General features: G+C 62.0%; 23 protein-coding genes. 11 read left to right on the top strand and 12 right to left on the bottom strand.

The features are described 5' to 3' along the window. The first annotated feature begins 1 nt into the window (after position 1). The gene (locus HX899_RS25545; protein ID WP_138332209.1) at positions 2–595 is read left to right on the top strand and encodes an NAD(P)H-dependent oxidoreductase; all 594 of its coding nucleotides are present in this window, start codon (positions 2–4) and stop codon (positions 593–595) included. Between the two features lie 3 nt (positions 596–598). On the opposite strand, the gene HX899_RS25540 is transcribed toward HX899_RS25545, so the two are convergent. Further along, a complete protein-coding gene (locus HX899_RS25540) occupies positions 599–1,099 on the bottom strand; it encodes a MarR family winged helix-turn-helix transcriptional regulator (protein ID WP_171599877.1) in 501 nt (166 codons plus the stop codon). A gap of 81 nt (positions 1,100–1,180) precedes the next feature. Between HX899_RS25540 and HX899_RS25535 the strand changes: the two genes are divergently transcribed. Further along, positions 1,181–2,092 carry an EamA family transporter gene (locus HX899_RS25535; RefSeq protein ID WP_138388412.1) on the top strand — a complete coding sequence of 304 codons (912 nt, stop codon included), beginning with the start codon at positions 1,181–1,183 and terminating at the stop codon, positions 2,090–2,092. Here the strand turns inward: HX899_RS25535 and HX899_RS25530 are convergent. After that, complete coding sequence (locus HX899_RS25530; protein ID WP_171599876.1) at positions 2,040–3,293, bottom strand: aminopeptidase; 1,254 nt, start codon at positions 3,291–3,293, stop codon at positions 2,040–2,042. The genes HX899_RS25535 and HX899_RS25530 overlap by 53 nt on opposite strands. Positions 3,294–3,420: 127 nt before the next feature. After that, positions 3,421–4,104, bottom strand: coding sequence for a glutathione S-transferase family protein (locus tag HX899_RS25525; RefSeq protein WP_171599875.1), 684 nt, complete (start codon positions 4,102–4,104; stop codon positions 3,421–3,423). Positions 4,105–4,187: 83 nt separating this feature from the next. Between HX899_RS25525 and HX899_RS25520 the strand changes: the two genes are divergently transcribed. Next, positions 4,188–4,631, top strand: a complete 444-nt coding sequence (locus tag HX899_RS25520; protein ID WP_181293705.1) for a MarR family winged helix-turn-helix transcriptional regulator — start codon at positions 4,188–4,190, stop codon at positions 4,629–4,631. Between the two features lie 64 nt (positions 4,632–4,695). Here HX899_RS25520 and ybaK read toward each other — a convergent pair whose 3' ends face one another. The 4 genes from ybaK to HX899_RS25500 form a co-directional block, all read right to left on the bottom strand. Next, complete coding sequence (gene ybaK, locus HX899_RS25515; protein WP_011650093.1) at positions 4,696–5,169, bottom strand: Cys-tRNA(Pro) deacylase; 474 nt, start codon at positions 5,167–5,169, stop codon at positions 4,696–4,698. A 32-nt stretch (positions 5,170–5,201) separates the two neighbouring features. Continuing rightward, positions 5,202–5,552, bottom strand: coding sequence for an ArsC family reductase (locus HX899_RS25510; RefSeq protein WP_164025147.1), 351 nt, complete (start codon positions 5,550–5,552; stop codon positions 5,202–5,204). Between the two features lie 120 nt (positions 5,553–5,672). Continuing rightward, entirely contained in the window at positions 5,673–6,734 is a 1,062-nt protein-coding gene (locus tag HX899_RS25505; RefSeq protein WP_181293704.1) for a succinylglutamate desuccinylase/aspartoacylase family protein, read from the bottom strand. 101 nt (positions 6,735–6,835) lie between these two features. Beyond that, a complete protein-coding gene (locus HX899_RS25500) occupies positions 6,836–7,444 on the bottom strand; it encodes a 2'-5' RNA ligase family protein (protein ID WP_181293703.1) in 609 nt (202 codons plus the stop codon). A gap of 261 nt (positions 7,445–7,705) precedes the next feature. Here HX899_RS25500 and HX899_RS25495 point away from each other — a divergent pair, with 261 nt between their 5' ends. After that, the gene (locus tag HX899_RS25495; protein WP_181293702.1) at positions 7,706–8,269 is read left to right on the top strand and encodes a methylated-DNA--[protein]-cysteine S-methyltransferase; all 564 of its coding nucleotides are present in this window, start codon (positions 7,706–7,708) and stop codon (positions 8,267–8,269) included. A 111-nt stretch (positions 8,270–8,380) separates the two neighbouring features. Here the strand turns inward: HX899_RS25495 and HX899_RS25490 are convergent, their stop codons facing one another. Continuing rightward, positions 8,381–9,115 (bottom strand): SDR family oxidoreductase, encoded by a 735-nt coding sequence (locus HX899_RS25490; RefSeq protein WP_180194457.1) that lies wholly within the window; start codon positions 9,113–9,115, stop codon positions 8,381–8,383. 142 nt (positions 9,116–9,257) lie between these two features. Beyond that, positions 9,258–9,632: an Atu4866 domain-containing protein gene (locus HX899_RS25485; protein ID WP_180194458.1), complete on the bottom strand. Its 375-nt coding sequence runs from the start codon at positions 9,630–9,632 to the stop codon at positions 9,258–9,260. A 105-nt stretch (positions 9,633–9,737) separates the two neighbouring features. On the opposite strand from HX899_RS25485, the gene HX899_RS25480 reads away from it, so the two are divergent. After that, positions 9,738–10,631, top strand: coding sequence for a LysR family transcriptional regulator (locus HX899_RS25480; RefSeq protein ID WP_180194459.1), 894 nt, complete (start codon positions 9,738–9,740; stop codon positions 10,629–10,631). On the opposite strand, the gene HX899_RS25475 is transcribed toward HX899_RS25480, so the two are convergent. Then, complete coding sequence (locus HX899_RS25475) at positions 10,628–10,918, bottom strand: AbrB/MazE/SpoVT family DNA-binding domain-containing protein (RefSeq protein WP_168291189.1); 291 nt, start codon at positions 10,916–10,918, stop codon at positions 10,628–10,630. The genes HX899_RS25480 and HX899_RS25475 overlap by 4 nt on opposite strands. Before the next feature lie 97 nt (positions 10,919–11,015). Continuing rightward, positions 11,016–11,540 (bottom strand): hypothetical protein, encoded by a 525-nt coding sequence (locus HX899_RS25470; RefSeq protein ID WP_180194460.1) that lies wholly within the window; start codon positions 11,538–11,540, stop codon positions 11,016–11,018. 78 nt (positions 11,541–11,618) lie between these two features. Between HX899_RS25470 and HX899_RS25465 the strand changes: the two genes are divergently transcribed. The 4 genes from HX899_RS25465 (at position 11,619) to HX899_RS25450 (ending at position 15,079) form a co-directional block, all read left to right on the top strand. After that, entirely contained in the window at positions 11,619–12,545 is a 927-nt protein-coding gene (locus HX899_RS25465; protein WP_180194461.1) for a LysR family transcriptional regulator, read from the top strand. 184 nt (positions 12,546–12,729) lie between these two features. Next, entirely contained in the window at positions 12,730–13,584 is an 855-nt protein-coding gene (locus HX899_RS25460; RefSeq protein WP_180194462.1) for a helix-turn-helix domain-containing protein, read from the top strand. Positions 13,585–13,622: 38 nt separating this feature from the next. Continuing rightward, a complete protein-coding gene (locus HX899_RS25455; protein ID WP_180194463.1) occupies positions 13,623–14,168 on the top strand; it encodes a YbhB/YbcL family Raf kinase inhibitor-like protein in 546 nt (181 codons plus the stop codon). Positions 14,169–14,548: 380 nt separating this feature from the next. Continuing rightward, positions 14,549–15,079 (top strand): dihydrofolate reductase family protein, encoded by a 531-nt coding sequence (locus tag HX899_RS25450; protein ID WP_180194464.1) that lies wholly within the window; start codon positions 14,549–14,551, stop codon positions 15,077–15,079. A 79-nt stretch (positions 15,080–15,158) separates the two neighbouring features. Here HX899_RS25450 and HX899_RS25445 read toward each other — a convergent pair whose 3' ends face one another. Next, positions 15,159–16,055, bottom strand: coding sequence for a LysR family transcriptional regulator (locus HX899_RS25445; protein ID WP_180194465.1), 897 nt, complete (start codon positions 16,053–16,055; stop codon positions 15,159–15,161). A 263-nt stretch (positions 16,056–16,318) separates the two neighbouring features. On the opposite strand from HX899_RS25445, the gene HX899_RS25440 reads away from it, so the two are divergent. Together HX899_RS25440 and HX899_RS25435 are read left to right on the top strand one after the other, a co-directional pair. Further along, positions 16,319–17,053 (top strand): SDR family NAD(P)-dependent oxidoreductase, encoded by a 735-nt coding sequence (locus tag HX899_RS25440; RefSeq protein WP_181293701.1) that lies wholly within the window; start codon positions 16,319–16,321, stop codon positions 17,051–17,053. A gap of 92 nt (positions 17,054–17,145) precedes the next feature. Continuing rightward, positions 17,146–17,772, top strand: a complete 627-nt coding sequence (locus tag HX899_RS25435; protein WP_407073936.1) for an NADPH-dependent F420 reductase — start codon at positions 17,146–17,148, stop codon at positions 17,770–17,772. Positions 17,773–17,792 lie beyond the last annotated feature (20 nt).

The following is a 17,792-nucleotide window of genomic DNA, read 5'->3' as shown; positions in this document are numbered from 1 at the left end:
CATGCGGATCCTGCTGGTGCTTGCCCATCCGTTGGAGGACAGTTTCGCCGCTGCCGTGGCAAGGACGGCGCGTGAGGCGCTGGAAGCGGCAGGCCACGTGGTCGACCTGCTTGATCTCTACCGCGAAGATTTCGATCCACGCCTTTCGAAGGCCGAGCGCGGCGGTTATTTCGACGTGCCTTATGACACCTCAGCCGTTGCCGATATCGTTGCCCGCCTGAAGGCTGCCGACGGCCTGATCTTCGTCTTTCCGCAATGGTGGTTCAATTTCCCCGCAATCCTCAAGGGTTTCTTTGACCGCGTCTTCGCCCCGGGCGTCGCCTTCAGCCATGATGCTGCCGGCGGCCGTATCGTGCCGCAGCTGACCCATATCAGGCTGCTCTATGCGCTGACGACGACAGGCTCGCCCTGGTGGCTGGTACGTCTCTATATGGGCGATCCGGTGCGCCGGCTCTTGAAACGCGGGATCGCCGCCTTCTGCTCGAAGGGATTGAATTTCCGCATGCTCAGCCTGCACGACATGGACCGCGCCACCGATGCAAAGCGCAGGGCGCATCTCGATCGCATGCGCAAGCTGCTATCGGCAATCCGCTAGGCGCTATTCGAAGTCCGCAAGAAACTTGCGCAGCAGCCTGTCGAGTTCCGCCTTGTCGGCCGCGCTCAGATTTTTCGACAGCCGGTGCTGATTGACGACATGCGCATCGACGGCGGTCTCCACCGTCGCAAGCCCTTTTTCCGTCAGCGCGATGAGCACGCTCCTGCGATCCTCCGGATTGAGGATACGTTCGACGTAGCCCGCCTTCTCCAACTGGTCGATGCGGTTCGTCATCGTGCCGGAGCTGACCATGGTCATCTCCAGAAGCTCCCCAGGCGAAAGCCGATGGGGGGCGCCGGAGCGGCGCAGCGTCGCCAACACGTCGAAGGCGGAGGACGAAAGGCCCTGCTTCATGAGCACGGCCTCCACTTCGCGGCCGAGATGGGTACTCAGGCGTTTCAGACGCCCGAGGATGCCCATCGGTTCGACGTCGAGGTCCGGCCGCTCCCGTCGCCATTGCGCCAGGATCTTGTCGACATGGTCCATCTTGCCGTCTTCGCTCATGCTCCATCGATATCATTCATTATCTTGACGTCAAGATAAGAGGGTGTAGAATGAATTTATCTTGAAATAGAGATTCTCTATATGAAGACAAATTCACGTTACGTCGCCGATCTTGCGACAACCGCGCTCGCACCCGCCATCTGGGGCAGCACCTATATCGTCACCACCACTTTCCTGCCGGCCGGATATCCGCTGACGGTGGCGATGCTGCGCGCCTTGCCGGCCGGTTTGCTGCTTCTCTTCCTGGTCAGAAAGCTGCCTTTCGGCATCTGGTGGGGAAGGGCTTTCGTTCTCGGCGCGCTTAACTTCTCGTTCTTCTGGGCGATGCTCTTCGTCTCGGCCTACAGGCTGCCAGGCGGCGTTGCCGCAACGGTCGGCGCCGTGCAGCCGTTGATCGTCATCGCTTTGTCGCAGCTTTTTCTCGGCAAGCCGGTCCGGCCGCTTGCCGTACTGGCCGGTCTCGCCGGCATGGCCGGCGTCGGACTGCTGGTACTGACGCCGAAGGCGGGGCTCGATCCGATAGGTGTCGCTGCCGGTCTGGCCGGCGCGGTCTCGATGGCCTTCGGCACGGTGCTGACGCGCCGCTGGGCGCCGCCGGTCTCAAACCTCATCTTCACCGCCTGGCAATTGACGGCGGGCGGCATGCTGCTGATGCCTTTTGCCTTTTTCCTGGAACCGGCGCTGCCGATGCCGACCGCCGCAAACATTGCCGGCATTGCCTATCTCGGGCTGATCGGCGCAGCCTTCACCTATCTGCTCTGGTTCCGTGGCCTGTCGCGCATCGAGCCCTCGGCGGTTGCCTCGCTTGGCTTCCTTAGCCCGCTGGTCGCGACCCTGCTCGGCTGGCTGGCGCTCGGCCAGAGCCTGACGCCGGTGCAGATCGGCGGTTTCGCTATGGTGCTTGCAAGCGTGTGGCTCAGTCAGCGCACGATGATGCCGGTCAGGCCCATTCGCCCTGCCGCATTACCGGAACCCGCGAACCATCCGGCTTGATGCCGTCGATATCGACCTTGTCGGAGCCGATCATCCAGTCGATATGGATCAGGCTGGAATTGCCGCCCTGTGCCTTGATCTGCTCCTGGCTCAGTGTCGCGCCATCGAGGAAGCATTTGGAATAGCACTGGCCGAGCGCGATGTGGCACGAGGCGTTTTCGTCGAACAGCGTGTTGTAGAACAGGATGCCGCTGGCCGAGATCGGCGAGGAATGCGGCACCAGCGCCACTTCGCCAAGCCGGCGCGCGCCCTCGTCGGTATCGAGCACCTTGTTCAAGACCTCTTCGCCGCGCGAGGCCTTGGCCTCGACGATGCGCCCGCCCTCGAAACGCACCTGGATATTGTCGATCAGCGTGCCCTGGTGCGACAGCGGCTTGGTGCTCGACACATGGCCTTCGACGCGCAGCGCATGCGGCGTGGTGAAGACCTCCTCGGTCGGGATGTTCGGATTGCAGGTAATGCCGTTCTTGGCGGTGGAAGCGCCGCCATGCCATTCATGCCCGTCGGCAAGGCCGATCGTCAGGTCGGTGCCCGGTCCCTGGAAATGCAGCGAGGCGAAGCGCTCGCCGTTCAGCCAGGCGGAGCGTTTGGCGAGATTGGCATTGTGTTCGGTCCAGGCGGCGACGGGATCGCTGACATCGACGCGCGAGGCGGCAAAGATCGCCTTGGCGAGCTTGGCGATCGCGATCGGCTCCGGATCGTCGGGGAAGACCACCTTGGCCCAGGACGGGTTCGGGTAGGAGACGATGTTCCAGTTGATGTCGAAATTCGAGATCTTTTCCAGCGCCGGCTTGTAGGCGGTGGAGTTGGCGCGATTGGCGCGGCCGACCTTGCCGGCATCCTGCTCGGACAGCAGCATCGGATTGTCGCCGGCAACCGCAAGACGGGCCGCCCCATTGGCATAGGCCTTGGCCATGCCCTCGTAGAGCCAGCCGGAGGCGCAGTCGAAGCTCTCGTCGCTGCCATACTGATAGCGCGCCAGCGTCGTTTCCTCATCGGAATAGAAGGCGGAGACCAGCCCGGCGCCGGCCTGATAGGCGTGCTTGGTGATCAGGCGGACGAGCGGCAGCGCCACGACAGGCGCGGTGATCACCAGATCCTGACCTCTCTGCAGTTGCAGCCCGACCTTGATGGCGACTTCCGCAAGCTTTTCCAGCTTGACGGGATCAACGGTGTTCTGGCTCTGGGGCATGAAAGTCATGGTGCAACCTGCCTTCTGTCATCGACGGTGGGAGGCTGGAAGACTTAGACCCGTTTGCGGCGAAAATGAAGCGCGCCGCTGCCGAATTGCAGCGGCCGGATTGTGTCTGGTCGGTTGAGTGGGGGACTTAGGCGGCCGCAGGCAGCCTGAGCAGGATCGAGTCGTGTTTTTCGAGGAATCCCATCAGCCGCTGCGGGTAGTCTTCGCCAACGGCGGCCTTGACGCTTGACCGTTCGGACAACGTCTTGCGCCAGCGCTTCACCCGCTCAAGCCCTTCGAAGATGCCGCTGTCGCCGAGCGTATCGAAGAGATCGAAATACCGAAAGACCGGCGCGAAGACGGCGTCGACGAGGCTGAAGTCGTTGCCTGCGAAATAGGGGCCATCCGTCAACACCTTCTCGAGCGTTGCGAATTTGGAGATGAGCGTAGTGCGCTTGGCCTCCAACTGCGGGACATCCTGCGCCGTCTCGTAACCCCAGAGATCGGAAAGCACGGAGGAACCGAATTCCATCCAGCCGCGATGGCGGGCACGCGTCAGCGCGTCTCTCGGATGTAGCGCCACACCTGGCTGCGTTTCCTCCAGATATTCGCAGATGACGCTGCTTTCGAACAGTACGGCCTGGCTGCCGTCCTCCTCTTTGATCCGCAGCAGTGGCACCTTGCCGAGCGGCGAGATCTTCAGGAACCAGTCCGGCTTGTCGGCAAGATCGATGTTGATGCGCTCGAAGGGTACACCCTTTTCGAGCAGCGCGATCGCGGCGCGCTGCACATAGGGGCACAGATGATGGCTGACGAGGGTAAGCTTGCTCATGGGGGTCTCCTTGGCAATGATGATAGATGTAGATGCATCTAATATCGCTTGCAGCGGAATTCAAGATAGATGTAATTGCATTTATGTCCGAAAAAACGTCGAATCCGAGCGAAGCGGTCACCTCTGCCTGGACGAGCATCATGCGCGCCCGCGAGCGCTTGCTCGGCGCCATCGAAGCCGACCTGAAAGCGGCCGGCCTCCCGCCGCTTGCCTGGTACGATGTGCTGTGGGAATTGGCGCGCTCGCAAGACGGCAGGCTGCGCCCCTACGAGATTGAGGAGCGGACCTTGCTGGCCCAGTATAATCTTTCCCGGCTGCTCGACCGGTTGGAAAAAGAGGGCCTGGTCCGGCGCGAGGCCTTCGCCGAGGATGGACGCGGCCGCTGGGTGGTGATGTCAGATGCCGGCCGAAAGCTTCGCGAGCGCATGTGGACCGTCTATGCCAGATCGATCGACACTCATATCGGCTGCAAGCTTGCCGAAAACGAGGCAAAGACGATCGCCGGCCTGCTCGACCGCTTCCTCTAGATTCAATAGTTAAGAGCATAATGTCGTCCGAAAACCGCTCACAGTTTTCGGCCTTATGCTCCGATCAGGCAATCAGTGGCGCGGCGACCGCTTTCAGCGCCTTCAACGCAGCCTTCGGATCGAGCCGCACCTGCAGCCCGCGCTGCCCGCCATTGATATAGACGAGCGGTTCGGCAAGGGCGGCTTCCTCGATCGCTGTCGGCACGGTCTTTTTCTGGCCGAATGGGCTGATGCCGCCGACATGATAGCCCGTCAGCCGCTCGGCATCGGCAGGCTTCATCATGTGGGCAGATTTGCCGTGAAAGGCGCTGGCAAGCTTCTTCATGCTGACCTCGCGATCCGACGGCACGACGACGCAGACCGGTTTGCCGTCCACCTCCGCCATCAGCGTCTTCAGTACCCGGTGCGGCGCCTCGCCGAGTGCTTCGGCCGCCTGCAGCCCGACGCGCTCGGCATTGGGGTCGTAGTCATAGGCATGAACGGTGAAGGCGACGCCTGCCTGCGAAAGAAGCTGTGTCGCGCGCGTGGTCTTGGACATCTCTTCTCCTCGTGAGTTCACCCGGCCGCCTGTCAGCTTCCGAATGTTCCGGCGTAAATCTCCGGCTTGAAGCCGACCAGCAATTTCCCCTCCGCCTCCAGCACCGGCCGCTTGATCATCGACGGTTGGTCGAGCATCAGCTGGATCGCCTTCTCCCGGGTCAGGTTCTCGCGCTCGGCGTCGGGCAATTTGCGGAAGGTGGTGCCGGCGCGGTTGAGTACGGTATCGAGGCCGGCCTGGTCGATCCAGGCTTCGAGATGGGTGCGGTCGATACCGAGCGCCTTGTAGTCGTGAAACTCATAGGCGACGCTATGTTCTTCCAGCCAGCTGCGGGCCTTCTTCATCGTGTCGCAATTCTTGATGCCATAGATGGTGACGGCCATGCCCGATCGATCTCCCTGTGATGACAGCGAGATAACATGCACGAAGGTCGGCGCAAACGCCGTGCGACCTTTTATCCCCGAGCGCGTCGACAATCGCAGCAGGACAAAACCGGCCCCGGCTCAATTCTCCAACGTGCCGGCCTTGCGGGAAGCCTTGCTGGGTTCGTCGCAGACGATCTTCATCAGGTCGCCGCGCCGCCGCACCAGCCGGTCGGAGGTTCGGGTCAGGATCAGTCCGTCCTGCGGCGCGGTGAGCTCGATGCTGCCGCCCGGCTGCCCGGGCCGGGTGACGATCGTCACTAGGCGGTCGCCTTCGGCAACCCTCTCGCCGATATCGCGATGGAAGAGCACGGCGCCGCCTTCTGGCGTGCGGATGATCTCGACATTGTCGAGCGGCACGGCCGGGCCGGAAAATACCGTTGCCGCCGGTTTTTCGTCGCCAACGATCCCGCGTGCCGCGAGGAAGCGCCAGAGCCCGTCCGCATCCGATTTCGCCAGCACCGGATCGACGTCGCGTTTGCCGCGCAGCTCGACTGTGACGGAGAGTTTGCCGGGCAGCCGGGGCCGGCGTTCGCCGGGAACTTCATATTTCCATGCAAAGCCGACGGCCTCCTCGAAGGCCGAGCTTTCGCCATCCGAAAGCAGCACGGCCTCCATGTCGAGTGAAGCAGCAAGATCGGCCGCCTCCGGCCAGAAGGCCTCGTCGATATAGGCATATTGCAGGGATTCGTCGTCGCAATGCAGGTCGAGCACGAGATCGGCGCCAAGCGCCATATGCAGCAGCTGCCTCTTCAATCTGTCCGTAGCCGGGTAATCATCGAGATCCTCGATCAGCGTCGCCCGATCGGTAATGGAGATCAGCGGAAAATCCCGGTTGAAATTGGTGCGTGAGCCCAGGTCGAAACGGCCCTGTAGCTCGCCGAAATGCGATTGCGCCGCACCGATCGGATTGGCCTGCGGCACGATGGTGATGTCGCCGGCGATCCCGCCTTGGTCTTCCGCCTGCCGTAGCCGCTCGCAGAGGAAATGCAGCAGCACCGTTCCCGGCAGCTCGCCGGCATGCAGTGCCGCCTGGATATAGGTCTTCGGCGCCTTCGGATCGCGGCCTTTAAAGCGCAGCACCGGCAGCCGCCACTCCGTTCCCGGCATATCTCCAGGGATGATGATCTCTGAAACGTCCATGCTGTCTTCGTTCCCGTTTGCAACCAGCGCCCGGTTAGGCATCCAGAGCTATATGAGCGGAAATAAGGCAAGCGCAAGCGTGGCCCGGAGACATCATTGCCTCAGCCGAGCAGCGGCCAGCGATCGATGATCCGATGTTCGGCTTTTCCGAGAACACTGTGGATGAGCAGGAATTCGGATGCGGTCCATGAAACTGGTGTGTCGAGGCTCGCCGTCGGCACGGTCTTGCGGTCGTAGAGCAGTGTCATGTGCGGTGTGAAATCGCGGCTGATATTGTGCCGCAGTCCGGCATTATGCATGCCGACACCGAGCTGGACATGCAGCCGGGTGAGCGGCTTCAGCCCGCCTTCGCCGCAAAGCACGAGCGGCCGCGCCTTGCCTTCCCGCCTGAAGCTCATGATCCTGTCGAAAGTGACCGCAATCGGCGCGCCCTCCACCGTGGCGCCGGCCTGGCGCGCCGCAAAGACCGCGTCCTCCGGCAATTCTTCATAATCGTCGATGCCGATGATCGTCACATGCAGCGTGGTCAGCCGCGGCTTTGCCGAAAGAGAGAAAGCCTTGCCATAGTCATCTGCGATTGATGCCGCCTGCCGCTCGACCGCCGCAGGCGGACAGAGGGCGAAGAAAAGCCGGTGTCCGCCGCTATGGTTTTCGCCCGGTCGCCCGCGCCGACTTCGCCCATCCTCGAAGTCGAAGGAGATTTGGTTCATGGGCTCTCAGGGTCGTCATGACCCCCCTCGTCGTTTCCAAAACGCGACGAAGGATACTCTGACGAGATTGAATATCAAGAACAAAAACAGAACATAATTTTCCGATACAATCTTCTCTGAACGGATGACGTGGATGTTCGATTGACATTGCGAGAGACGCATCGCGATATTTCCCGGAAGCCTTATGCGCGCAAGAAACGGGTTGAAACCGAGGCCGTCCCATACGATTTTGAGGGTAATCGAAAACGCGGAGGCTGTGTCATGGCTGAGACAACGCACCACTATCTGATCTTCGAAACCGCGGGCGGTTTCTGCGGTATTGCCTGGAGCGACGCCGGCATCATCCGTTTCCAACTGCCGACCAAGTCAGCGGAAGCGACCGAACGGCTGCTGCTGCGCCGCCTGCCGGATGCCGAAGCCGGCGCGCCAACGCCCGGCGTGCTCGAGACGGTCGCCGCCGTGAAACGCTACTTCCAGGGCGAGGAGACGGATTTTTCCGGCGTCGAACTCGATCTTGCCGGCCAGGATGCCTTTTTCAAAGATATCTATGCGGCAGCTCGGCGTGTGGGCTGGGGCCGCACGACGACTTACGGCGCGTTGGCGAAGGAGCTCGGAGTCGGGCCGGAAGCCGCTCGCGACGTCGGCCAGGCGATGGCGAAGAACCCGGTCGCTCTGATTATCCCCTGCCACCGGGTGCTTGCGGCCGGCGGCAAGATCGGCGGTTTCTCCGCTCCCGGCGGTTCGTCATCGAAGGCCCGCATGCTGGAGCTCGAGGGCGTCAATCTCGCACCGCCGCCGCCTGCCCAGCAGTCGTTGGGTTTTTAGGCGGCGGAGGCTTTTCGTTTTCCGCAATTCCAGGCAAAATCGCTTCGCGCTTTGCCTGGCAAAACCGCTCTACACTTTTGCTGGAATTGCTTTGGCGGCAATCTCAGCGGATCAATAGGGGCTGGCGGTCGGCCGGATGATGATCTCGCTGACATCGACGTCATCAGGCTGGCTGACGGCATAGAGGATCGAATTGGCGATCGCCTCGGGGCTGATCGTGATCGCCCTGAAAGCCTTCATGGCGTCCCGCGCCGTGGGATCGGTGATGGTGTCGGCCAGTTCCGATGTCGTCGTGCCGGGAGAGATGACAGTCACGCGGATACGATCGGTCTCCTGCCGCAATCCGTCCGAGATCGCCCGCACCGCGAATTTCGTCGCGCAATAGACGGCCGCCGTCGGCGAGACGCTGTGGCCGCCGATCGAAGACAGGTTGATGATCTGCCCTGATCCCTGCGCCTTCATGATCGGAAGCGCTGCCGCGATGCCGTAGAGAACGCCCTTGATGTTGACGTCGACCATCCGGTCCCACTCGTCGACCTTGAGGGCGTCGAGCGGCGACAGCGGCATGACGCCGGCATTGTTGACGATGACATCCAGCCGGCCGAATTCGGCGCGGGCAAAGCCTGCAAAGGCTTCCACCTGGGAACGGTCGGTGACATCAAGCTGTCGCAGGCGCACCGTCCCGCCCGTTGCGGCGATTTCGCCGGCGAGTTCCTCAAGGCGCTCGGTGCGGCGGGCGCCGATCACGATATGGGCGCCTGCGGCAGCCAGCACCTTTGCCGCCGCCTCTCCGATGCCGCTGCTGGCGCCGGTGATGGCAATGACTTTTCCTTTGATATCAGACATTTCAAGCTCCATGTGTACGCCGCTCGCCTGGCGATGCGGCTGAGGTTTTTTGGTGGTCAGGTGGGAAAATCGGCGCTGAGCGTTGTTTCCGCCCAGGCGTCGAAGTTTGCGCGCAGCGCATCGTTGCCTTTCAGGCGGCACATCATTTGCGCCGAAGCACCATGCCGCCATGATGGAGGGTGTTGCCGTCGACGAAATCGCCGTCGGCCGTGAAGCCCGTGTCATCCCAATATTCGATGTGGCTTCCTGTGACTTCGTAGCGTCCTCGATAGGCGCTTTCCCGGCTGCCGCGGGCCTCGTCGTAGCGGCCATTAGGCAGAAGTTCGTGGCGGACGCGGCCGTCATCCGTCACCCACATGCCGATATAGGGATGTTGCTGCATTGTGTTCTCGCTTGTTTGTTGCTGCTGAGTTTCTCGGTCGTTCACGGTGTCGGCGGTGGACGAACTGGACGCCGCCCCAGCCAGGGTGACCGCCGTGAAAAACTGCAGGACGGGGCTTTTGAAAATCCTTCGCATTGCCTTGCCTTTCGAAGCCTTCGTTGACCTCGACTGAAAGATAATACGGAGAGCCCGAGTGATTAAGTTGCCAATCCAGGATGCCTTGGTTAGAAATGCTAACCAATGGTCGACGATCTCGAAGGCATTTCGGTTTTTCTTGCGGTGGCGGAGGCGCGGAACTTCCGGCTCGCCGGCGAGCGGCTTGGCGTCACCCGCTCCGCCGTCAGCCAGGCCCTGCAGCGCCTGGAGGATCGGGTCGGCGTCGCCCTGGTCCAGCGCACGACGCGCAGCGTCAGCCTGACCGAAGCCGGCGAAGTGTTCTTCGACGCAGTTCGTCCATCGGTCCGACAGGTCAAGGGTGCGATGCAGACGGTGCGGGAAATGCAGGCGCGCCCGAGCGGCCTGCTGCGGATCACCGTTTCCTCGATCGCCGAGAACTTCCTCTCCGGCACCTTGCTGGCCGGCTTCATGGAAGCCTGCCCTGACATCAAGCTCGATATCACCATCACCGATGACGAATTCGATATCGTCGAGGCCGGCTTCGACGCGGGCGTCCGGCTGGGCGAAGTGATCGAACAGGACATGATCGCCATATCAGTCTCCGAAGAGCAGCGACAATGCGCCGCCGCATCCCGCGGCTATCTCGAGCGCCGCGGCCACCCCCGCCACCCCCGCGACCTGCAGAACCATGCCTGCATTGGATGGCGGCCGCGCCCGGATACGGCGCCTTATCGCTGGGAGTTCACCGAGAATGATCGCGACTTCGACGTCGCCGTCGATCCCACAGTCACGACCAACGATATGGGAATGATGATCCGCATGGCCTGCGCGGGGGCAGGCGTCACCTTCGGCATGGTGGAAACCTTCCAGCCCTATATCGACCGCGGTGAACTCGTGCCGCTGCTGGAGGATTTCTGTCCGCCCTTCCCGGGCTTCTATCTCTACTATCCCAGGCGCCAGAGGCAGCCGCTGAAGCTGCGCGCATTGGTCGATTATGTCCGCAAGTCTAAGGGTTAGATGCCATCTGCGAATTCGAGGCCGTCACGGCGGCGGGCTTCGGCCAATACGCCGGCTTCCATGTCTTCCAGAGTTTTCGGTTCACCGCTGAAAGGAAGCATGCCGAACACATCGTCCGGCTTGGTTTGAGAAAAGGCAGGAGCCTGCCTTAGAAGTACGCCTTCCGCAGTTTCCTCAACGATCAGCCGAGTACCAGCCTCCCATTTCCGCCGCTGCCGGATCGTTTTTGGGAGAATGATCTGCCCTTTGGTCGAGACCGTTGCAATGAGGTTTTCGGAGTGAGCCATCAGCTTGAGTCCCGCAGGTAACACAAAGACAAGATATGCGAGGCAGATGGTTCCGTCACCACACTATCGCGGATCCATGGCTTGAGACGGCGGAGTCCTAAGATACCGCAGCCTCGCCAGCGAGGGCCCGGGTTGCCTTCGGCTGAGGACCCAGCAGCAAATAGAATGCGAAGACGTGGGTGATCATCAGCAGGGGCACGTAAATGATTGGGATCGCGTATGCGGCGCCCAATTCCCCCGCCTGTGCGGGAAGGCCGGCCCGGATCGCGTGATAGTAGTCAAGGACGAGATCGCCCATTCCCACGAGATTGAAGGCGACGACGAATTGCCAGAAGACTGGGCGTATCCTGATCGTGATGAGCGCCAGCATGGCAAGCAGCCCGGCCGCAAGGTCGCCAAAGGCAGCGAAGGTGGCGAAGCTGGCGAGCAGGTTGGGGCCGACGACGCCAGGCAGAATGAAGACGAGCCCGAAGAAGCGGAAGCTGTGCAGAGTGGCGATGGCGCGGTGCGCCTTGACCCTGTCCATCGATTTGACCCAGGGCAGAATATAGGCGCCGAAGCAAAGCAGCCACGCGACATAGCCTAGGATGAGATGGGTTCGGAAGATGGATTCCGTCGACATCGGGGCACTCCTGATTTGTGGGATCCAGATGTACGGCCGCTTCCCGCGATCGACTATTCGCGATAATATCGATGCGGTATGAAGCAGAACTTCACAGTCAGGCAAGGCGCGCTCGATGGCGTTGAGGCGTTTCTGAGCGTTGCCCGGCACCGCAGTTTTCGCAGGGCAGCTGGCGAACTCGGGGTAACCCCATCGGCAATCAGCCAGGCCGTACGTGCGCTCGAGGAGCGTGTCGGCGCAGTTCTGTTCATCCGCACGACGCGCAGTGTCGGTCTGACTGAAGCCGGCGAGCGGTTCCTGACGCGCGCAAAGCCCGCTTTCGAGGAACTGGTTGCCGCAAGCGCGGTTGCGCGTGAGCTCGGGCAGAGACCGGCTGGACTGTTGCGTCTCACAGTGCCGCCGGCAGTGGTGCCGATCCTGCTGGAGCCACTGATCGCATCCTTCTGCCAGGCCTTTCCCGAGATCGAGGTAGAGGTCGCCGCGAATGAGGGACTGGTCGACATCGCCGCGGAAGGATTTGACGCCGGCATCCGGCTCGGCCAGTTCATCGCAGCCGATATGGTCGCGGTCCGGCTGACGCCGCCGTTCCCGCTGGCGGTCGTCGGCAGTCCCGAATATCTGCGCCGGAGAGGGCGGCCCGACCGTATCGACGATCTGCGTCAGCATGCCTGCATCCGCATGCGCCGCTCGAACGGCTCAATCGCGCCCTGGTCGTTTGTCAGCGGCAAAAAGCCGATCGAGGCTGTCGTCTCCGGGCCGCTGATCGCCCATGATTTCCCCACCATGCTGGGAGCCGCCGTCGAAGATATGGGGCTTGCGCAAGTGCCGGAGCCAATCGCCGCCGGACCCGTGAAGGCAGGAAAACTCGTCCGCGTCCTGGAGGCGTTCGCGCCGATGGCGCCGGGTGTGTTCCTCTACTATCCCAGCCGTCATCAGGTGATGCCGAAGCTGCGGGCCTTCATCGATCACGTGAAAAGCCGGGCGGACGCTGCCGGCAAAACCTGAATTCACATCGACGACTAAATGACGCTCAAGATTGCCCATCACCCGCGGTTTTTGATATTCCCGATCCTCAAGGGATCGGTGGGGCGAGGCGGGCGTCTTCATGCCGGTTCTACCGATCATGGCTTCAGTCTCACGGCCGGGCAGCCGGAGCCCCACGATCATCCATCCTGTTGTCGGAGAACATATGCTGGACGAGGTCTTTCCCATTCCGACCAGGGCCTTGATCCGCCAGGGCGGGCGGGCCTGTTTTTATCGTCTCGTCAATACGAGCCCCTTGTTGATACAGGTGCAATCGGGAACGAAGATTGTCATGGCAGATGACAAGGCTTTGCGCCTCGAAGCCGGCGCCTATGGCTTGCTGCCAGACTATCGACCGTTGACGATGGAGAACATTCCCAAGGCGCCGCAGAAGTATCAGACCCTGGCGCTTCCCGTTCCGCGACAGCTGTTCGAGGAAGCCTATATCAGGATGGGATCGATCGCCGTTCCATCAAGGCCTGTCCCGGCGGGCACGTCGGACCTGCCGGAGGAAGCAGCGGCATTGTTCGACTATTGCTGTCAGCCCGGCAATCTGACGAGGCTTCCCGGCGCCATTGCCAAGGCGCGTTTGATCGAACTCATCACCTGGTTTGCACTCGGTGGAGCGGTGCTGGGCCAATGCCAAAGTCCTCGGCTCGAGGACCGGCTGCGGCAGATGATCGAAAGCGATCCGGCCTTTGATTGGACGCTGGGCCATGCGGCGCGCTCGTTCAACATGAGTGAAGCGACACTCAGGCGCAAGCTCGCCGCCGAGAATACCGGCTTCAGTGAGATCCTGAGCGATACAAGAATGAATCGCGCCTTGGGCCTCATTCAAACCACAACCCTGCCGATGGCGCAGATTGCGCTTGAGGTCGGTTACGACTCTCCTTCTCAATTCGCGGCGCGGTTCAAAGAGCGGTTTGGCGTCAATCCGCGCCATGTGCGGGGTGGCTCTGAGCGTTTTGAGCGGATCGGGGCAGAAGTTGAGCGTAGCGGGGCAGATGCGCTTGCGCGGTGACGATAGTTTTCCGGCATTATCAACCGCAGGAAAACAGCATGCGTTTCATCACAGCAGTACTTCTCGCTACGTCCGTCTTCGGCGCGACGGCCGCACAGGCCGAAATGAAGCTCACCTCGAAGGATCTGGCCGCCGGCAAGTCCATGGCCGACGCGCAGGTCTTCAGCAGCTTCGGCTGCGCCGGCAAGAACATCTCGCCGGAACTGACCTGGTCGGGTGCGCCTGAGGCGACCAAGAGCTTCGCCATCATGGCTTACGATCCGGATGCTCCCACAGGCTCGGGCTGGTGGCATTGGTCGGTCTTCAACATTCCCGCAAATGCCTCGGAGATTGTCACTGGCGCAAGCGGTGACAAAAAGCTTCCCGCAGGCGCTGTCGAAGGTCACACGGATTTTGGCATGTCCGGATATGGCGGCGCATGCCCGCCGGCCGGCGATGCGCCGCACCACTACCAGTTCACCGTCTATGCGCTCTCGGTCGACAAGCTTCCGCTTCCCGATACTGCGCCGGGCGCCATGGTTGGCTTCTATGTCAGGGCAAATACGCTCGACAAGGCCTCCGTCGAGGTCACTTACGGCCGCTGAAGCCGGCTTCGTATCCGCAGGCGTCAACCCTCCATGACAACGGCCGGCCAAGGTGATTGAACCTCGGCCGGCCGTTTCCTGTTTGGGGCTCCCTGGCCTGCAAACCTAAACGGTCATTGCTTCCCAGCAGATCAACGGACCGTCTTCGGCATCGTTTTTGCCGCTGAAATAGCGCCCTGTGACGGCGGCTTGTCCATTCGGATCGCCGGAAGCGGACAGGCCGTTGTCCGCTCCAGGCGGCTCGGTTGGCGACCATCAGTTCGCGGATTTACGTGCACCTCAAAAACCAATTGCGATATAAAACCAGTTGAGCTAACTTGAAACCGATTGCATAATGCAATCAGACCTGCGGATATGCCGTTTAAGGAAAGGAAGTGAGGATGGCTAAGCTTGTGTTCGGAATGAACCAGTCCCTGGACGGCTACGTCGATCATATGGCGTTTGCGCCAAGCCTCACGCTCTTCCGCCACTTCATTGAGGAGGCTCAGCGGCAGGCGGGCAGTGTGTACGGTCGCCAGATGTATGAGGTCATGCGTTACTGGGACGACGAACATCCTGAATGGGATGCAGAGCGACAGGCTTTCGCGGCGGCGTGGCGCAGCCAGCCGAAATGGGTCGTCTCGCGCTCGTTGAAGTCGGTCGGTCCCAACGCCAGCCTTGTTGGGGAAGATCTTGAGGCCGCGATCCGCAAGCTGAAGGCGGAACGCGACGGGGAGATCGAAGTTGCCGGCCCCAATTTGGCGCAAAGCCTCACCGAACTTGGCCTGATCGATGAGTATCGAATCTACCTGCACCCCGTCGTGCTCGGTCACGGCAAGCCATATTTCGCCGGACCCCGGCCGCCGCTCCGCCTGATGGCTCATGACCGGATTGGCGAGGATGTGATCAGGTTGACCTACGTTCCGGCTTGATCTCGCATCTCGCCAGATGAAAATCGCCGCTCGGCTTCCGATGGGATGACGGCAGGCGTCGCCGGCGACCCGCCGGGCGTCAGTCGCGCGATATGGAGAGCCCCGCGAGAAGCGGAGCGTAGGCGGAGAGCCTGCTGGATACGAACTCAGTGAAGAGCCGGACGCGCTTCGTCTTGCGTGTCTCCCCCTGCGTGAGAAGCCAGAGCGTTCCATGCATGTGCAGGTCGCTGCCCGGTACCCTCACCAATAGGGGGTCGGCATCTCCGACGAAGCACGGCAGTGTCGTGATCCCGAGCCCTTGCCGCACCGCAACGATCTGCGCCTCGCCGTCCGTGGTCCTGAATGGAACCCCCGTGGTGCGAACCTCGCCCTCGCTGGCCCAATCCGGAATGCCATGCATGCTTATGACGATCCACCGGATGGGATCCGGCGCGCCCGCACGCCACGCGGCCAGTCGATCGCGAGACATGTAGACGCCGCCGAACAGCTCCGGTCCCTTCAGGCCGTGAAGATTGAGCGGCAGGGTTTTGCGGTCGTAAACGACGCGGATCGCCACGTCGGCCTCTCGGTTGGTCAGGTTTGCCAGCTCGCCGGACGACACGATTTCCATCTCGATGTCTGGATGCAGACGCGCGAAATCGGCGAGGTCCGGCATGAGGAGGTGTGTCGCGAGGGTCGGAGCCAACGTCACCCGCAGCAGCCCGCGCACGCTCTGGTCGCGCCCGAAGACGCGCGTCTCCAGCTGGTGTGACGACGCTTCCATCTGGTTCGCGAGCTCAAGGACCTCGTCGCCCGCAGCCGTCAAGCGGTAGCCTGAAGGCAGCTTTTCGAACATCTGCGCCCCGAGGCGTTCCTCGAGCTGTGCGATGCGTCGCAGCACGGTCGAGTGATACACCCCGAGGCCCTCGGCGGCAGCCCGCACCGAGCCTCCGCGCGCCACCGCAAGAAAGTAGCGAATGTCATCCCAGTCGATCATGGTGCAATCCTGCACCGCGCGGTGCGTCTTCCAAAGCTCGTATCGAACGCATCGTACAGCAATACGGGCGGTCATCCCAGCTTGCGTCGACGATAGCGGCCAAATTCCGAACGGCGGACACCGATCGTCGCGGCTGGCGTCGGTCGTCCAGCCGGATCGATTTTGCACCACCGATGTGCGCACTTCCGCACTCAACAACTGATGCCGGTGGACCCATTTCGACGGTCTCGGGGGCGTCCCCGAATGATCAAAGGATGCATGACATGAACAGACTGAATGGAAAGACCGCCGTGATCACCGGTGGCGCTACCGGCATCGGCCTCGCCGCAGCCAAGCGCTTCATCGAGGAGGGCGCCTTCGTCTTCATCTTCGGCCGCCGGCAGGAAGCGCTCGACGCCGCTGTGGCCGACCTCGGGCCCAATGCTCGCGCGGTGAAGGGCTCGGTCTCCGATCTGGCCGACCTCGACCGACTCTATGGGGCGGTGAAGGCCGAGCGTGGAATCCTGGATATCGTCTTCGCCAATGCCGGGGCGGGAAGCCAGCTTGCGCTCGGCAAGATCACCGCCGAGCACATTGACGAAACCTTCGACACCAATGTGAAAGGTACGATCTTCACGGTCCAGAAGGCGCTGCCGCTGATGGGCCAGGGCGGTTCGATCATCCTGACCGGATCGAGCGCCGGCACCACGGGCGCACCGGGATTTACGGCCTACAGCGCAAGCAAGGCGGCAGTGCGTAACCTCGCGCGGACCTGGGCGGAGGACCTGAAGGGCACCGGCATCCGGGTAAACGTGCTGTCGCCCGGGGCGACGGCGACCGAACTTGCGAAGGAGGCGCTGGGCGAGGAAGGCCAGAAGGCCTACGGGGCGATGACGCCGCTCCAGCGTATGGCCGATCCGGCGGAGATCGGGGCGGCGGCTGCCTTTCTCGCGTCGTCGGACAGCAGCTTCATGACCGCCAGCGAGGTCGCGGTTGACGGCGGCCTTGCGCAACTCTGACGCGCTGCACCTGGCCAGGCGCTCCATTCGATTTTTTCGGAGCTCCGTAGGGCTCGGTAGATAACCCAGCGCCGTTCAGGGCCAGGAAATCAATATCAACACAATATCGGAGAAGTATTATGAGCTACGCAATTGTAGGATTCGGTAAGATAGGCCAGGCCCTCGCCCACGCCTTCGCCCGTAAAAACATCGAGGTGACAGTCGCGAGCCGCCGGCCGTCCGAGGCGTTGGCGCCGCAGGCTCGGGCGATTGGACCCACCGTCGTCGCCAGGTCGCTGCGGGATGCACTCGAGGCCGACACGATCATCCTGGCGGTCCCGTTCGGGGAGCATCGCGAGGTTGCGAAGGCCTTGCCGAGCTGGAAAGGCAAGACGGTCATCGATGCGATGAACGCATTTCCCGTCCCTGAAGAGCTGGACGGCCTCCCGTCCTCCGCCTTCGTCGCGAAATCGTTCACCGGCGCCAAGTTCGTGAAAGGGTTCAATCACCTGATTGCCGCCACCCTGGCTGCCGATCCGATCGTCGAGGGTGGGCACCGGGTCGTCTTTCTGTCGAGCGACGACGAGGACGCGATCGCTCCCGTGGCGGACTTGGCCAAACAACTCGGCTTCGCACCCGTCAAGCTGGGAAAGCTCAACGAGGGTGGCGCGCTGGTGCACGCACACGGCCGCACTTGGGGCCAGCTCATCTTCCAGGATTTGTTCAAGAAGGAGCAGTAATCGGTCTACGACCGTGCGAT

The sequence above is a fragment of the Rhizobium sp. WYCCWR 11146 genome (assembly GCF_013591995.1).
Lineage (GTDB): Bacteria > Pseudomonadota > Alphaproteobacteria > Rhizobiales > Rhizobiaceae > Rhizobium > Rhizobium indicum.
Note: the sequence above shows the minus strand (reverse complement) of the source record. Positions and strands in the feature narration are given on the sequence as shown.

What these genes read in the sequence shown, in the direction of transcription:
- HX899_RS25505 (WP_181293704.1), bottom strand. Translation starts at nt 6,734, where the DNA reads ATGGACGTTTCAGAGATCATCATCCCTGGAGATATGCCGGGAACGGAG.
- HX899_RS25520 (WP_181293705.1), top strand. Translation starts at nt 4,188, where the DNA reads ATGTCCGAAAAAACGTCGAATCCGAGCGAAGCGGTCACCTCTGCCTGG.
- ybaK (WP_011650093.1), bottom strand. Translation starts at nt 5,169, where the DNA reads ATGTCCAAGACCACGCGCGCGACACAGCTTCTTTCGCAGGCAGGCGTC.
- HX899_RS25530 (WP_171599876.1), bottom strand. Translation starts at nt 3,293, where the DNA reads ATGACTTTCATGCCCCAGAGCCAGAACACCGTTGATCCCGTCAAGCTG.
- HX899_RS25500 (WP_181293703.1), bottom strand. Translation starts at nt 7,444, where the DNA reads ATGAACCAAATCTCCTTCGACTTCGAGGATGGGCGAAGTCGGCGCGGG.
- HX899_RS25490 (WP_180194457.1), bottom strand. Translation starts at nt 9,115, where the DNA reads ATGTCTGATATCAAAGGAAAAGTCATTGCCATCACCGGCGCCAGCAGC.
- HX899_RS25460 (WP_180194462.1), top strand. Translation starts at nt 12,730, where the DNA reads ATGCTGGACGAGGTCTTTCCCATTCCGACCAGGGCCTTGATCCGCCAG.
- HX899_RS25445 (WP_180194465.1), bottom strand. Translation starts at nt 16,055, where the DNA reads ATGATCGACTGGGATGACATTCGCTACTTTCTTGCGGTGGCGCGCGGA.
- HX899_RS25440 (WP_181293701.1), top strand. Translation starts at nt 16,319, where the DNA reads ATGAACAGACTGAATGGAAAGACCGCCGTGATCACCGGTGGCGCTACC.
- HX899_RS25535 (WP_138388412.1), top strand. Translation starts at nt 1,181, where the DNA reads ATGAAGACAAATTCACGTTACGTCGCCGATCTTGCGACAACCGCGCTC.
- HX899_RS25480 (WP_180194459.1), top strand. Translation starts at nt 9,738, where the DNA reads ATGGTCGACGATCTCGAAGGCATTTCGGTTTTTCTTGCGGTGGCGGAG.
- HX899_RS25450 (WP_180194464.1), top strand. Translation starts at nt 14,549, where the DNA reads ATGGCTAAGCTTGTGTTCGGAATGAACCAGTCCCTGGACGGCTACGTC.
- HX899_RS25465 (WP_180194461.1), top strand. Translation starts at nt 11,619, where the DNA reads ATGAAGCAGAACTTCACAGTCAGGCAAGGCGCGCTCGATGGCGTTGAG.
- HX899_RS25485 (WP_180194458.1), bottom strand. Translation starts at nt 9,632, where the DNA reads ATGCGAAGGATTTTCAAAAGCCCCGTCCTGCAGTTTTTCACGGCGGTC.
- HX899_RS25495 (WP_181293702.1), top strand. Translation starts at nt 7,706, where the DNA reads ATGGCTGAGACAACGCACCACTATCTGATCTTCGAAACCGCGGGCGGT.
- HX899_RS25545 (WP_138332209.1), top strand. Translation starts at nt 2, where the DNA reads ATGCGGATCCTGCTGGTGCTTGCCCATCCGTTGGAGGACAGTTTCGCC.
- HX899_RS25540 (WP_171599877.1), bottom strand. Translation starts at nt 1,099, where the DNA reads ATGAGCGAAGACGGCAAGATGGACCATGTCGACAAGATCCTGGCGCAA.
- HX899_RS25525 (WP_171599875.1), bottom strand. Translation starts at nt 4,104, where the DNA reads ATGAGCAAGCTTACCCTCGTCAGCCATCATCTGTGCCCCTATGTGCAG.
- HX899_RS25470 (WP_180194460.1), bottom strand. Translation starts at nt 11,540, where the DNA reads ATGTCGACGGAATCCATCTTCCGAACCCATCTCATCCTAGGCTATGTC.
- HX899_RS25510 (WP_164025147.1), bottom strand. Translation starts at nt 5,552, where the DNA reads ATGGCCGTCACCATCTATGGCATCAAGAATTGCGACACGATGAAGAAG.
- HX899_RS25455 (WP_180194463.1), top strand. Translation starts at nt 13,623, where the DNA reads ATGCGTTTCATCACAGCAGTACTTCTCGCTACGTCCGTCTTCGGCGCG.
- HX899_RS25475 (WP_168291189.1), bottom strand. Translation starts at nt 10,918, where the DNA reads ATGGCTCACTCCGAAAACCTCATTGCAACGGTCTCGACCAAAGGGCAG.